This is a genomic window from Nakamurella sp. UYEF19, assembly GCF_040546275.1.
In the GTDB taxonomy this organism is placed as follows: domain Bacteria; phylum Actinomycetota; class Actinomycetes; order Mycobacteriales; family Nakamurellaceae; genus Nakamurella.
On record NZ_JBEPNO010000001.1, the window covers coordinates 492146 to 506420 of the forward strand.

Genomic DNA, 14275 nt, shown 5'->3' on the forward strand with positions numbered 1-14275 from the left:
TCTCGCAACACCCGATGGAAAGAGCAACATGATTGGTTTGGGAATGCCCTCCCTGCCCGCCGAGCGGGCCGTCCCGGTGCTCGCTCCCCGGCGCAAGACCCGGCAGCTCGACGTCGGTGGCGTCTGGGTCGGCAGCGAGCACCCGGTGTCCGTGCAGTCGATGTGCACCACCAAGACCGCGGACGTCAACGCCACGCTGCAGCAGATCGCCGAGCTCACGGCCTCGGGGTGCCAGATCGTCCGAGTGGCCGTTCCGGACACCGATGACGCCGAGGCGCTCGCACAGATCGCCAAGCACTCGCAGATCCCGGTCATCGCCGACATCCACTTCCAGCCCAAGTACGTGTTCGCGGCGATCGATGCCGGCTGTGCAGCAGTGCGGGTGAATCCCGGGAACATCCGCAAGTTCGACGATCAGGTCGGTGCGATCGCCCGGGCCGCCAAGGACGCCGGGATCAGCATCCGCATCGGCGTCAACGCGGGTTCCCTGGACAAGCGGCTGCTCGAGAAGTACGGCAAGGCCACGCCCGAGGCGCTCGTCGAGTCGGCCCTGTGGGAGTGCTCGCTCTTCGAGGAGCACGACTACCGCGACATCAAGATCTCCGTCAAGCACAACGACCCGGTCATCATGGTCCGGGCCTACGAGCTGCTGGCGGAGCAGTGCGACTACCCGTTGCACCTCGGCGTCACCGAGGCCGGCCCCGCGTTCCAGGGCACCATCAAGTCGGCGGTCGCCTTCGGGGCGCTGCTGTCCCGTGGAATTGGCGACACCATCCGGGTCTCCCTGTCCGCGCCGCCCGTCGAAGAGGTGAAGGTCGGGCTGCAGATCCTGGAGTCGCTGAATCTGCGGGAGCGCGGTCTGGAGATCGTGTCCTGCCCGAGTTGCGGGCGTGCGCAGGTCGACGTCTACAAGCTGGCCAACGAGGTGACGGCTGGTCTCGAGGGCATGGACGTCCCGCTCCGGGTCGCGGTGATGGGCTGCGTCGTGAACGGCCCCGGCGAGGCTCGTGAGGCCGATCTGGGTGTGGCGTCGGGCAATGGCAAGGGCCAGATCTTCGTCAGGGGCGAGGTCATCCGCACCGTCCCGGAGGCCGACATCGTCGAGACGCTCATCGAAGAGGCCATGAAACTGGCCGACATCATGCGGGCCGAAGGCACTCCCAGCGGCGAGCCCTCGGTCAGCCTGGTCTGACCGGAACAACAGTGCTGACAGCAGGATTCGCGCGGATCCTCGGTCCCGCCAACGGTGGCGAAGTGGCCAGGGTGCTTGCCTCCGACCCCATTGCCGGGTGCCTCGTCGCTGCTCGCTTCGAGCAGGCCGGGATGGACTCGCGCGCCCTGGGCGGTCAGTTCTGGGGCGTGGGCGGCGGTCGGGACGGTGTCTGCTTCGACGGCCCCAACCTGGTGCCGCTCTCCGGCGACAAGCACTCGCTGAAAGCCTTCGCGCAGGCCGCATCCCGCGGCGGTCGTCGTTGTGCGTCGATCCTGGGCCCGGCCGAGCTCGTGCTGCCGCTCTGGGATCGCCTCTCCGGACGGTGGGGCCCGGCCCGGGAGGTCCGGGAGGACCAGCCGCTGCTGGCCTGCACCGAGCGGGTGCAGTGCGCGACGGATCCGCTGATGCGCCCGGTCTGCCCCGAGGAGTTGGAGATCTACTACCCGGCCGCGGTGGCGATGTTCACCGAAGAGGTCGGCGTCGACCCGCGCTGGCCCGACGGCGGGACCGGTTACCGGGCGCGCGTGGAAGAGCTGATCCGCTCCGGTCGGTCGTTCGCCCGTTTCGACGGCGACAGGGTGGTGGCCAAGGCCGAGATCGGCGCCATGTCGTCCCGGGCCGGGTTGATCCAGGGGGTGTGGGTGACTCCGGAATGCCGTGGCCAAGGTCTCGCGGCGCCGGCGGTGGCCACGCTCGCCGATCACATCCGCTCCCTCGGCCGGATCCCGAGCCTGTACGTCAACGCCCACAACCTGTCCGCCCGGGCCGCCTACAAGCGGGTCGGCTTCCGCCAGGTCGGCACCTTCGCGTCCGTGCTCTTCTGACCTGACGCCACGCCCGTCAGCCGCGGGGTCAGCCGGCGGTGACGGGTTCCACCGCCGGCTTCTCGTGCGTGACGACGCCACCGGGGTGGAAGAACGCGGCGACCAGCGAGATGGCGAGGGCGATCGACATGCCGATGAGCACCGCCCGGGTGGCGACGGCAAAATCCTGTGGGATCGCGGCCCGGATCTGCTGGACCGCGGCGGCTGGGAAACCTGACGGTGCACCGGATCCGGAGCCGCCGGTGCTGCTGCTCGCGGCGGCCGCGGCAGCTGCGCCCGCCTGGTCGGCCGGGACACCGGCGCCGACGAAAGTCGTCGTCAGGCGAGTGGTGAAGACGTTGCCGAGCAGGGTGCCGAGTACGGCGAGACCAAGAGCGGACCCGTAGTTCCGGACCGTCTGGGAGATGCCGGTGACCTCCCCGTAGGACGCACCGATCGCGCGGTTGACGGCGTCGGTGCTGGACGGTCCGAGCAGCAGGCCGATCCCGGCGCCGGCCAGCACGATCGCGTACCACTGGGCGCCGAGTTGCAGGTTGGTCAGCTGGATCGCCCAGAGCGCGAAGCCGACGGCCCCGATGGCCGACCCGGCCACGATCGCGGGCTTGGCGCCGCGGCTGTCCAGGATGCGACCACCGATCTGGGCTGCCGGTGCGAAGCCGCCGAAGAACACCAGGAGGTAGAGGCCGGCGTTGTTGGCGTCGTACCCGAGCGAGACCTGCGAATAGACGCTCGCGAAGAAGAACACCGGCACGAACGCGATCATCGAGAAGAAGAGCACCACGTTGTCGACCACGAAAGCGCGATCGTGGAAGATCTGAACCTTGATCAGCGGGAACTCTGTCCGGGTCTGGACCAGCACGAACACCACGATGATCACCAACCCACCGACGATGCACAGCCAGGTGCCGATGTTGGACCAGCCCCAGCTGGACGCCTGCTCGAAGCCGAAGACGCTCAGTCCCATGCCCGCCGCGGCCAGCACGGCTCCGCGATAGTCGATCGGCTCCCGCCGTCCGGCGGTGGTGATCTTGGCCATCACCGCGATGACGATGGCGACGACGGCGATCGGGACGTTGATCCAGAAGATCGCCCGCCAGGTCCACTGGGTCAGATAGCCACCGGCGATCGGTCCGATCGCGGTCAGCCCGCCGCTGACGCCGAAGAAGATGGCCAGCGCCCTGCCCCGCTCCCGCAGCGGGAACGAGCTGACCACCACGGCCAGGGCGGCCGGGATCATCACGGCCGCCGAGAAGCCCTGGACGACCCGGAAGAAGACGATCCAGGTCTCGGCGAGCGAGCCCTTCGGCGTTGCACCGCAGAGGGCGGAAGTTCCGGCGAACCCGGCGATGCCGATCAGCACCATCCGTTTGGACCCGATGACGTCGGCCAGGCGACCGCCGAAGGCGAAGCCGGCGGCCAGTGCCAGGATGTAGCCGTTGACGACCCACTGCACGCCGCCGCGGGTCAGGGCCAGTTCGTCCTGGATCCGCGGGGTGGCGATGGAGACGATCGTCTGGTCGATGAACGTCATCGCGACGGCGAACAGCATCGCCACCAGCGCGAGGTAGCGGGACTTGGATGCGGTGGTTCCGGGCGCCGTCACGGCGATGAGTCTGGCATGCGTGTGAAACGTCGGTAGGGCAGGGGTTTTGATCCCGTGGGAGAACGGCGTGGGACGGCGTCCGCCGAGCGGCAGCGGGAGATACTCGCACTCATGAGGGCCTTCCGATTCCGCGTCCGACTCGCCGTTCTGCTGGCGGGTTCGACCCTGGTGACGGTCGGGTGCACCAGCACCCCACCGGCCTCCGATCCGGGGCCGACGCCGGACGCGACCGTCACGCAGTTCGCCACCGCCTGGCAGGGGCTGAAAACCGACACGATCGCCAACCTCACCTCGGACCCCGGATCGGCGACCGAGGAGCTGACCTCGGTCCTGAAGAACCTGGCCCCGACGAAGGTCGCCGTGACCGCGGGCAACGTGAAGCAGACTGACCCGCTCAACGCGACCTCGTCCGCATCCTTCGTCTGGACCCTGGCCAAGGGGGTGACCTGGAAGTACACGGCCAACTGGGCGTTCACCCGCACCGCGACGACCAGTCCGTGGAAGGCCCAGTGGGCGGCCACGCTGATCAACCCGAAGCTGGGCGAGGGTCAGACGATGGTGCTGCGGACCACCGACGCCGCCAACGGGGTGATCGTGGATCGGAAGAACCAACAGATCCAGCAGCCGGTCACGGTCTACTCGGTGGTCGCCCTGCCCGGCAAGGTCGGCGACGTGAACGTGGCGGCGGCGGCGCTGACCAAGATCCTCGGGAAGCTTGACCCGACCGTCACGCCCGCGTCGGTGGTGGCCGGTCTCAAGATCGCCACCCCCGCGACGGGCTACACCGTCACCAACCTGCGAGAGGCCGACTACGAGACGGTCCGCAGCCAGCTGAACACCATCCCGGGGCTGACCTTTCCCTCGACGACGCGAAACCTCCCGCCGGTCAAGGACTTCGCGAAGTTGCTGCTCTCCGAGGCGGAGCCGGTGGCCAACAAGCTGATGGCCGGCAAACCGGGTTGGGAGATCGACTCCATCGACGCGACGGGCGCCGAACTCGAGACCCTGGCCAGTCAGGCAGCCACCCCCGGCCCGAACGTGACGCTGACGCTGGACACCGCGATCCAGGAGGCGGCCGAGAAGGCATTGGCCGGCACCCCGGAGCCGGCCATGATCGTGGCCATCCAGCCATCGACGGGCGAGATCCTGGCTGTCGCGCAGAACCAGCCCGCCAACGCCCTCGGACCGCTCGCGCTGACCGGCGAGTACCCGCCAGGGTCGACGTTCAAGATCGTGACGGCCACCGCGGGGTTCGACAACAAACTCATCACCCCGACGACCCAGGTCGACTGCCCGGGGGTGGTGACCATCGACTCCCGCGAGATCCACAACGAGGGCTTCGAACTCGGCACCGTCCCGGTGACCACGGCGTTCGCGAAGTCGTGCAACACCACCTTCGCGCAGCTCGCCACCCAGATGCCCGTCGACGCGCTCACCAAGGCCGCGACCCAGTACGGGATCGGGCGTGACTTCGTCATCCCGGGCATCACCACGCTGACCGGCAGGGTGCCGGTGGCCGACTCGACCGTGCAGAAGGCGGAGGACGGTTTCGGTCAGGGCGTCGTCCTGGTCACCCCGTTCTCCGCGGCCCTGATGGCGGCCACCGCCGCCACCGGGAACATGCCGATGCCGTCGTTGATCCGTGGGGCGAAGACAACCGTCGATCAACCTGCTCCGGCCCGATCGGCGGCCACCCAGACCGGAGTCAAGACGCTGATGAGGGCGGTCGTCACCGACGGGACGGCGCTGATCCTGCAGGATGCCGGCACCGTCTACGCCAAGACCGGCACCGCCGATTTCGTCGACGCGAAGGGTGTCGACAAGGCCCACGCCTGGACGGTCGGGTTCCGCGGCGACCTGGCGTTCTCCGTGCTCATCGTGGCGGGGGACACGTCGAAGCGCACCAACGTGATCGCCGATCAGTTCCTCAAGGCCGTCCCCAGCAGCTGACCGTAGGCTGATTGGCATGTTGCGCACCATGATCGAGCCCGGCGTCCCCACGCCGACCCGACCCGTACCCGCCCAGATCGTCCGACCCGAATACGTCGGCAAGCAGCGTCCGGCTCCGAGCAACGATTCCTGGGTCCAGACCGAGGAGACCATCGAGAAGATGCGGCTGGCCGGCCGACTCGCCGCCAGGGCGATGGAGGCGGCCGGCGCCGCGGTGGCCCCCGGCGTCACCACCGACACCCTGGATCGGATCGTTCACGAGTACCTCTGCGACCACGGGGCCTACCCGTCGACCCTCGGCTATCGCCGCTACCCGAAGTCCTGCTGCACCTCGCTGAACGAGGTGATCTGCCACGGCATCCCGGACTCGACCGTCATCCAGGACGGCGACATCGTCAACATCGACGTCACGGCCTACATCGACGGTGTGCACGGCGACACGAACGCGACGTACCTGTCCGGGAACGTGTCCGAGGAGAACCGGCTGCTGGTCGAACGGACCAAGGAGAGCCTGGCCCGGGCCATCAAGGCGGTCGCTCCCGGTCGGCAGCTGAACGTCATCGGCCGGGTGATCGAGTCCTACGCCAAGAGGTTCGGGTACGGCGTGGTCCGTGACTACACCGGCCACGGGATCGGGCGGACGTTCCACTCCGGACTGGTGATCCTGCACTACGACGAGCCGACCGTGACCACCGTGCTGGAGAAGGGGATGACCTTCACCATCGAGCCGATGATCACCCTCGGCGGCGTCGACTGGGACATCTGGGACGACCAGTGGACGGTCACCACCAAGGACAAGTCCTGGACGGCGCAGTTCGAGCACACCCTGGTCGTCACCGACACCGGCGCCGAGATCCTGACGATCCCGTAAGCGATTCCGGAGGGCAGTTCAGAAGTAGTCCGCCAGCACCGGGTCGAGCAGGTCCCGGTAGCTCGGAAGGTCCCGGCGCAGGCCCACCGAGACGACGATCCGGTCGGGCTCCGGCCGGATGAACAGATGCCCGACGACGGGCACCAGCAGCACGCTGATCGAGCGGTGGGCCGGCGGACGCCCGTGCAATTCCTCGAACCCTCCGAGCAGGGTCTGCTCGACGGTCGGACCGGGTTCGGTGGGACGGCGTCGCGCGGCCCAGCGGTCGTACCACGGTTCCACCTCCGGCCAGATGTCGCGGAGCGCCGCCGAGAACTCGATCAGGTCGGTCGGCCGCGGCGCCGGACCACCGGGCCGGAAGTCCACCGCCTGCTCCCACCAGGCAGGCCAGTCGGCTGCGGCCGCCGTCAGCAGGACCGTGCGGTCCGGCCGGACGGTGTGCATCAGCCAGGGGTCGACCAGCCGCTCGGCCGGTGGCTTGTCGATCAGGGCGCCCGGACCCGGTCCGGTGCTCTGCAGGCGGAGGAAATCCCGCAGGAACAGCGGCGTCAGCAGCCACGACGGGTCGACGGTGACGTCGGCGCCGGCCGCGTCGAAGAGAGTGTTACGCCAGGTCACACCGGCTCCGGCAGACCCAGCAACGCGTTCTCCACCAGCTCCGAGAGAGCCGGGTGGATCCAGTACTGACCGCGGGCGACGTCGTGCGGCAGCTGCCCGAAGGACATCGCATGGATCAACGGCTGGATCACCGTCGCCGCCTCGGGCCCGATGACGTGGGCCCCGATCAGCAGCCCCGTCCGGCGGTCGGACAGCACCTTGAGGAAATGGCCCTTATCCTCGCGGGCCCAGCCGGCGGCGATGTCTCCGTAGTCCTGACGCTTCACGGCGTAGTCGAGGCCCCGGTCCTGGGCCTGGCGCTCGGTCAGCCCTACCTCGGCGATCTGGGGGTCGGTGAACACCGCCGCCGGGACGAATCGGTGATCCGACTTCTTCGGGGCGTCGGGGTGGGCCAGGTTGTACCGGACGATCCTGGCCTCCTGGTTGGCCACGTGCTTGAGCTGGTGCTCGGCACTGATGTCCCCGAGCGCGTAGATGCCGTCGACGCCGGTCCGCTGGTACTCGTCGACGACCACCCGGCCGTCGCGGTGCAGTTCGACCCCGGTGGCCGCGACGCAAAGCCGCTCGCCGTTCGGGGTGCGGCCGGTGGCGACCAGCACCAGTTCCGCCTCCACGGTGCGGGGCCCGTCCGGAGTGGAGAACGTGGCGGCGACACCGCCTGGGCTGCGCACGATGTGGTCGGGAACGACGTTCAGCACCAGGTCGTAGCGGGCCGCGGCCTCGGCGGTGAAGGCGGCCGAGATGTCGGCGTCGTGTGACTTGAGCAGGCGGTCGCCGCGGACCAACTGGGTCACCTTGGATCCGAAGGAGGAGAAGACGTGGGCGAACTCGGCGGCGATGTAACCACCGCCGAGGATCAGGATGCTGGCGGGCAGATCGTCGATCCGCATGATCGTGTCCGAGGTGTGGAACGGCACGCTGCCGTCGGTCAGGCCGGGGATTTCGGGGACGACGGCCCGCGAGCCGGCCGCCAGCACGAACCGGTCGGCGGTGACCTCGGCGGTGGTGCCGTCGTGCAGGTCGACGTGCAGGGCCTTGTGCCCGGTGAAGACCCCCCGCCCGGCGAACACCGTCACGTTCGGGCTGCCCGGGCCCTCGCGGTACAGGCGGCCGCCGGCCTCGATGGCGTCGATCCGGCCGAAGATCCGGTCGCGCATGCCCGGCCAGTCCACCTTGTCCAGGTGCGAGGCGATGTTCAGGTGTGCGCCGTGCCGGGAGGCGTCGGCGAGTTCGGCTGGGTGGACGAACATCTTGGTCGGGATGCAGCCGACGTTCAGACAGGTGCCGCCGAACAGACCGTCTTCGACGATGGCGATGTTCCAGTGATCGAACTCCGGCCCGGGAATGGAGTTCCCGGAGCCCGAGCCGACGATGACAAGATCGAAATGAGGCATCCCACCAGGTTAACCGCGAGCAATCCCACCCAGATGCAGGGCCAGCAACTCACCGTCCGCCGCCAACACGCCGCGCCGGGCGAAGAACTCGGCGATCACCCGGCAGTCCCGTTGCAGGAAGCTCTCGCCCTGCGGGTTGGCCACCACGTCGACGGCCTGCGGCAGGTCGATCACCACACACCCACCCTCGTGCACCAGGACGTTGTAGGGGGAGAGATCGCCGTGGGTCAGGCCGAGCTGGGCCAGGGTTTCCAGGCTCTGCACCAGGTCGTGCCAGAGCGACGTGAACTCCTCGGAATCACCCTGGTAGGCGGCCAGCCGGGGGGCGGCAGCACCGTCCGGACCCCCGATGAACTCCATCATCAATTCGGATCCGAGGATCTGCACGGGGTACGGGACCTTCGCCCCCGCGGTCCAGAGGGTGGACAGGACGGTGAACTCGGCGCCGGCCCACTTGGCCGAGAGGAGGTCACGGCCGAAGGTCGTCCTGGCCGCCATCGCGCGTGACTCGCGCGAGCGCCTGGTGCGGCGGCCCTCCTGATAACCGCTGTCGCGGTGGAACATCCGGTGGTGGCTGTCGCGGTAGGTCTTGACGGCGAGCAGGCATCCCGGACCGCCCGGCAGAGACCGGTCGAGCAGGCTGACGTCCGCCTCCTTGCCGGTCTTGAGGAGACCGAGGGTGGTGTCCCGCGCCGAGAAGGACGTGATCAGCCAGTCCGGGACGGGGGACGGGCCGTGGCCGGCGGTGTCGTAGGACGAGTACGGCGCCGCTTCGAGCGCGGGCTCGTCCAGGTCGGCGGTGAATCGGCCGGAACGTCCCTCGGAGACGAGTCGTGGTCCGGCAAGTCGTGGGGCGGAATTGGGTGCACGACGCGGGCGGCGGCGTTCTTCGTCAGGAGCATGGTCGAGCGGGTCGGACGGGTCGAAACGTGGCACGGAGGACTCCAGAGGGGAGGCGAGAAGGGGGGACGGGTCTACCGCTCGCAACAGTCATGGGTTGCCTCCTCGCACTCGGGAGATGTCCGGACATGGATCCGGACGTTCTCTGGAACTCCTCCGGGGGATCACACCGGGAGGAGGGCTCAACGATGACCCTGAGCCGTCCCCATCCGCAACTGATTTGTTGCGTCCAGATCGATCGAGGACGGTCCCGTCCTCTTCACGACCAATCCAGCGCGGTAGGTGACCCGCAGCAGTCCGGACAGGTCGTCGATGGTGGCCCTGGTGGTACCGACCAGACGGGCCAGCACCCCCTTGATCGCCTTGTTGTCGTGGCTCACCGGTTTTCGCTCGCCGGACCGCGTCATCGTGACGACGCGGACGGTGATGGCCTGCGGAGCCGGCGCGAACGAGGCGTAGGCACCGGACCGGAGATCGAGGACCGGACCTTCGAGTCCGGCCAGGACGGCGCTCATCGCATCGCGCCACAGCATGGTCATCGTCGGCATCCCGGGCAGGCGTGATCCGGCGGAGATCCGGTAGGCCGGGATCCGGTCGCCACCGGCGATCAGCCCGAACAGCGCCGAGGTGATCAACAGGCGATGGTCGGCCCGTGAGGCTTCCGCCTTGCTGATGCGCGGGGTCTGCAGGGCGGTGTAGAGCACACCGGTGTATCGGCTCAGTGCCGGCAGGGTGGGGCCGGTCAACAGGGCGGCATTCCCCCTGATCTCACCGTCCTTGGCGGCCGAGATCCGCAGGGCCGCACGGGCGGCGTTGACGTCCGAGGCCAACCTCACCGTTTCGGTGATGAGGCGCGATCGGATCGGGGTGAGCGAGGGGAACGACAGTCCGTCCAGGTCGAGCGCCGGGGCGGTCCCGCCCTTCGACTTCGTCTCGGACGGTGGCAGGAGTACGTACACACCGGCCACGCTAGCGTGATCGGTCATGGACGCCCTCACCCGACGCCCGCTGCTGGCCAGCGACGCGGCCGCGCTGCTGGAGATCGAACTCGCCGCCGAGCAGGCCGAGCCCTCGGAAAACTTCCCGGACCTGACCAAGCTGCAGGAGAGACTCGCCAACCCCGGTGTCGACCTGGTCGGCGGCAGCCTTGCCTACCTGTCCGGGGACGACATCGTCGCATCGGGTTTCCTGCTCGTCCGCCCCACGAGCACGAGGTGGACGGTGAACCTGTTCGGGGCTGTGTTGCCCGAGTTCCGCCGCCGCGGTCTCGGACGCGAGATGTTGGCGCTCCTGAAGGAGAAGGCGCAGTCGCAGCGCTCGGCGGCCGGCGCTGCCGACCTACCAGGTGACCTGCTGGTCTGGGTGCCCGGCGGCCGAGACGCCGCCAGCGCGTTCGCGTCGACCGCAGGCTTCGTCACCCGCCGGTACTTCGTGGAGATGCGGGCCGAACTGGCGGCCGGTCCCGCCGCGTTCCCCCTGGACGGGATCGAGATCCGGGGCTGGAACCCGGCCGACGACGAGCGAACGCGGCTCGCCTACAACGCGGCCTTCGCCGATCACTGGGGTTCGCCCCCGATGGACGTCGACCGCTGGCGGATCACTTTCGCCGAGTCCTCGTTCTTCCGACCGGAACTGTCCCGGGTGGCCGTGGCCGGCCGCGAGATCGTCGGATTCGTCCTCGTTGCCGAGTTTCCGGCGCAGACCGAGGCGCGCGGCTACCGGACCGCGTACGTGGATCGGGTCGGCTCGCTTCGGTCGGTGCGCGGGCGGGGACTGGCAGCCGCCATGCTGACCGACTCGATGCGGGCACAGTTCGATGCGGGCATCCGGTACGCCGAGCTCACCGTCGACGCCGATTCCCCGACCGGTGCCGGCCGCCTGTACGAGCGGCTCGGCTACGAAGTCGTGCACACGAACGTAGTGCACGGCCTGGACTTTTGACGTTGCCGGCTGCCGATAGGCTGATCCATGAGTGTGCCGCACCCGGCGGTATCGTCCGATCGAGGAGTTCGAAGCGTTGATCACCCGGATGTCGACCCTGTTCCTGCGCACTCTGCGAGAGGATCCAGCCGACGCCGAGGTCCCGAGTCATCAGCTCCTCGTCCGCGCCGGCTACATCCGTCGTGCGGCGCCCGGCATCTACTCGTGGCTGCCGCTCGGGTACCGGGTGCTCCGGAACGTCGAACGCATCGTCCGCGAGGAGATGGACCGGATCGGCGCGCAGGAGGTGCACTTCCCGGCGCTGCTGCCCCGTGAGCCCTACGAGGCCACCGGCCGCTGGACCGAGTACGGCGAGAACCTCTTCCGCCTCAAGGACCGCAAGGGCGGCGACTACCTCCTCGGGCCGACCCACGAGGAGATGTTCACCCTGCTCGTCAGGGACATCTGCTCGTCGTACAAGAGCCTTCCGCTGGCGCTCTACCAGATCCAGACGAAGTACCGCGACGAGGCACGTCCCCGTGCGGGCATCCTGCGCGGGCGCGAGTTCGTGATGAAGGACTCGTACTCCTTCGACATCGACGACGCCGGACTGGAGGCCTCCTACCAGCGCCACCGCGAGGCCTACATCCGGATCTTCGACCGACTCGGGCTGCGCTATGTCATCGTCGCGGCGATGTCCGGTGCGATGGGCGGCAGCGCGTCCGAAGAGTTCCTGGCCGATTCCGAGGTCGGCGAGGACACCTACGTGCGCTCGCCCGGCGGCTATGCCGCCAACGTCGAAGCCGTGACAACGCCGGTGCCCGAAGTGATCCCGTTCGACGACGCCCTTCCGGCGCGTGTCGAGGACACGCCCGACACGCCGACCATCGATACCCTCGTCGCGGTCGCCAACGAGCGGTTCCCCCGCGCCGACCGGCCGTGGACGGCCGCCGACACGTTGAAGAACCTCGTCGTGATGCTGCGGCTGCCCGATGGCACGCGCGAGCCCCTGGCCATCGGCCTGCCCGGTGACCGCGAGGTGGACATGAAGCGGCTCGAGGCGCAGGTGTCGCCGGCCGAGATCGAGGCGTTCACCGAGGACGACTTCAAGCGAAACCCGGCCCTGGTCAAGGGCTACATCGGGCCCGGCGTGCTGGGCACCACCAAGGCCAGCGGCATCCGCTACGTGCTCGATCCCCGGATCGTCTCGGGCACCCGGTGGATCACCGGGGCCGACCAGCACGGCAGGCACGTGTTCGACCTGACGGCCGGGCGCGACTTCGACGGCGAGGGTGTGGTCGAGGCCGCCGAGATCAGGGCGGGCGACCCCGCGCCAGACGGGTCCGGCCCGCTGTCGCTGGCGCGTGGCATCGAGATGGGCCACATCTTCCAGTTGGGACGGAAGTACGCCGAGGCGTTGGATCTCAAGGTGCTCGACCAGAACGGCAAACTGGTCACCGTCACCATGGGTTCCTACGGTGTCGGTGTCTCCCGTGCAGTGGCCGCCGTCGCCGAGAACTCGCACGACGACAAAGGTCTGATCTGGCCCCGCGAGCTCTCGCCGGCCGACGTGCACCTGGTGATCGCCGGCAAGTGGCCCGAGGTCGTCGCGGCTGCCGAGGAACTGGCCGCCCAGCTGGACACCGCGGGCGTCCGCGTGCTGCTGGACGATCGGAAGGCCTCGCCGGGCGTCAAGTTCGCCGATGCGGAGCTGCTCGGGGTCCCGACCATCCTGGTGGTGGGTCGCGGCGTGGCCGAGGGCACCGTGGAACTCAAGGACCGCCGGACGGGCGTCGGAAACGAGATGAGCGTCGCCGAAGCGATCGAGACGTTGGTAGGTCTGACCGGCTGGGCCTGGGCGGCCCGGCTGGGGTCGGTCAGCCCCGGCCGGGAAACGGCACGGTAGCGGGAATCGTCTTCGCGGCGATCCTCAACATGGTCAGCCAGACCGCCGAGTCCGAAAGTCCAGCCAGTGCAATCGTTCTCAGCGATCCGCTGTCGGTGGTCCCGATCACGCTGTGCCACGCGGCGGCGCAGTCACCCTCGATGACGGCGCTCAAGGCCCGGGCGCCGACGACTTCGGTGACCTTCATCGGCAGCGAGTAGGCCGGCGCCGGCCCGGGCGCCGACGCGCCGCCCTTGATCAGCAGGCTTGCGGTCGCCCCCTGCCGGGCCAGGTGACCCGCGCGGATGACGGCGATCTCGTCGGCGTCAGCGGGGTCGTAGGCGGCGACCAGGTCGTAGGCCCAGACGGCGACCTGCTCGGCGGCCAGTGCCACCTGCAACGCCTTGGCCGTGAGGGCCGAGAGCTTCCCGGACGGTGCCGCAGTGGTCGGGGTCGACGGTGAGGTGGTGGACGGGGATGTGGGGCTCGTCATGCCAGCACCAGCCGGTGGGTGGCAAGGCAGGCGGCGATCGGACCGAAGAGGGCTGCCCGGTAGCGGGACGCCAACCCGAACGCGTCGGTGAACAAACCCTGCGCCAACGCCGCATCGCTCCGCATCCCGGCGAGGATCTGGATCGACCCGCCGGACGGCACGGAGATCCCCGCGTCGGCGGTCGGTTTCTTCTTCTCCAGGGCGGCGGCCTGGGGACTGGTGCGGCCGAGTTCGGCGATCAACGCCGTCAGGTGTGCTGCCCGGTCCGAACGGAGCGGGGTGAGCCTCGCGGCGAGCGTCTTGTCGGCGGTGATCGCGTTGGCCAGGCGGACCACGTGCAGACGGGTGGTCGCGATCAGGGTCGGGACCGGGTCCGCCACCGGCGGCGCTGCCGCCGTCACGGTCTGGGTCACCCTGGTCGGCGTGGCGAACGGATTACAACCCGCACTGGCGCCCAATGCCACGGCGCCGGCACCGAGGACGAGCGTTCGCCGCGCCGGCAGCAGCGGGGTGGACGGCGGGTGCCGTGGATCGGATTGCACGGGACCATCATGTCAGGCCGATAGAATCACCTTCGTTCGACAACTACACAGAGCCAGGAGGC

13 protein-coding genes are annotated in these 14275 nt (G+C 69.0%); 6 read left to right on the plus strand and 7 right to left on the minus strand.

Features of this window, described 5'->3' with window-relative positions; genetic code table 11:
• Positions 1-28 precede the first annotated feature (28 nt).
• Both ispG and ABIB25_RS02330 read left to right on the plus strand, forming a co-directional pair.
• A complete protein-coding gene (gene ispG, locus ABIB25_RS02325; RefSeq protein WP_354526777.1) occupies positions 29-1192 on the plus strand; it encodes a flavodoxin-dependent (E)-4-hydroxy-3-methylbut-2-enyl-diphosphate synthase in 1164 nt (387 codons plus the stop codon).
• Positions 1193-1203: 11 nt separating this feature from the next.
• Positions 1204-2037 carry a GNAT family N-acetyltransferase gene (locus tag ABIB25_RS02330; protein ID WP_354526778.1) on the plus strand — a complete coding sequence of 278 codons (834 nt, stop codon included), beginning with the start codon at positions 1204-1206 and terminating at the stop codon, positions 2035-2037.
• Positions 2038-2065: 28 nt separating this feature from the next.
• Here ABIB25_RS02330 and ABIB25_RS02335 read toward each other — a convergent pair whose 3' ends face one another.
• Complete coding sequence (locus ABIB25_RS02335) at positions 2066-3640, minus strand: MFS transporter (RefSeq protein WP_354526779.1); 1575 nt, start codon at positions 3638-3640, stop codon at positions 2066-2068.
• Positions 3641-3751: 111 nt separating this feature from the next.
• Between ABIB25_RS02335 and ABIB25_RS02340 the strand changes: the two genes are divergently transcribed.
• Both ABIB25_RS02340 and map read left to right on the plus strand, forming a co-directional pair.
• Positions 3752-5590, plus strand: a complete 1839-nt coding sequence (locus tag ABIB25_RS02340) for a penicillin-binding transpeptidase domain-containing protein (RefSeq protein ID WP_354526781.1) — start codon at positions 3752-3754, stop codon at positions 5588-5590.
• Positions 5591-5606: 16 nt separating this feature from the next.
• Entirely contained in the window at positions 5607-6461 is an 855-nt protein-coding gene (gene map / locus ABIB25_RS02345) for a type I methionyl aminopeptidase (protein ID WP_354526782.1), read from the plus strand.
• 18 nt (positions 6462-6479) lie between these two features.
• Here map and ABIB25_RS02350 read toward each other — a convergent pair whose 3' ends face one another.
• The 4 genes from ABIB25_RS02350 to ABIB25_RS02365 form a co-directional block, all read right to left on the minus strand.
• Entirely contained in the window at positions 6480-7079 is a 600-nt protein-coding gene (locus ABIB25_RS02350) for a hypothetical protein (RefSeq protein WP_354526783.1), read from the minus strand.
• Complete coding sequence (locus tag ABIB25_RS02355; RefSeq protein WP_354526784.1) at positions 7076-8473, minus strand: mycothione reductase; 1398 nt, start codon at positions 8471-8473, stop codon at positions 7076-7078. The genes ABIB25_RS02350 and ABIB25_RS02355 overlap by 4 nt, the downstream gene beginning before the upstream one ends.
• A gap of 9 nt (positions 8474-8482) precedes the next feature.
• Positions 8483-9409: a serine protein kinase RIO gene (locus tag ABIB25_RS02360; protein ID WP_502919720.1), complete on the minus strand. Its 927-nt coding sequence runs from the start codon at positions 9407-9409 to the stop codon at positions 8483-8485.
• A 146-nt stretch (positions 9410-9555) separates the two neighbouring features.
• On the minus strand, positions 9556-10359 hold the full coding sequence (locus ABIB25_RS02365; RefSeq protein WP_354526785.1) for a YaaA family protein: 804 nt from the start codon (positions 10357-10359) through the stop codon (positions 9556-9558).
• Here ABIB25_RS02365 and ABIB25_RS02370 point away from each other — a divergent pair.
• Entirely contained in the window at positions 10358-11314 is a 957-nt protein-coding gene (locus ABIB25_RS02370; protein WP_354526786.1) for a GNAT family N-acetyltransferase, read from the plus strand. The two genes, ABIB25_RS02365 and ABIB25_RS02370, sit on opposite strands and share 2 nt — an antisense overlap.
• A gap of 88 nt (positions 11315-11402) precedes the next feature.
• Positions 11403-13199: a proline--tRNA ligase gene (locus ABIB25_RS02375; RefSeq protein WP_502919721.1), complete on the plus strand. Its 1797-nt coding sequence runs from the start codon at positions 11403-11405 to the stop codon at positions 13197-13199.
• Here ABIB25_RS02375 and ABIB25_RS02380 read toward each other — a convergent pair.
• Together ABIB25_RS02380 and ABIB25_RS02385 are read right to left on the minus strand one after the other, a co-directional pair.
• Positions 13171-13671: a DUF4439 domain-containing protein gene (locus tag ABIB25_RS02380; RefSeq protein ID WP_354526788.1), complete on the minus strand. Its 501-nt coding sequence runs from the start codon at positions 13669-13671 to the stop codon at positions 13171-13173. The two genes, ABIB25_RS02375 and ABIB25_RS02380, sit on opposite strands and share 29 nt — an antisense overlap.
• A complete protein-coding gene (locus ABIB25_RS02385) occupies positions 13668-14213 on the minus strand; it encodes a hypothetical protein (RefSeq protein ID WP_354526789.1) in 546 nt (181 codons plus the stop codon). Before ABIB25_RS02385 ends, ABIB25_RS02380 begins: the two co-directional genes overlap by 4 nt.
• Positions 14214-14275 lie beyond the last annotated feature (62 nt).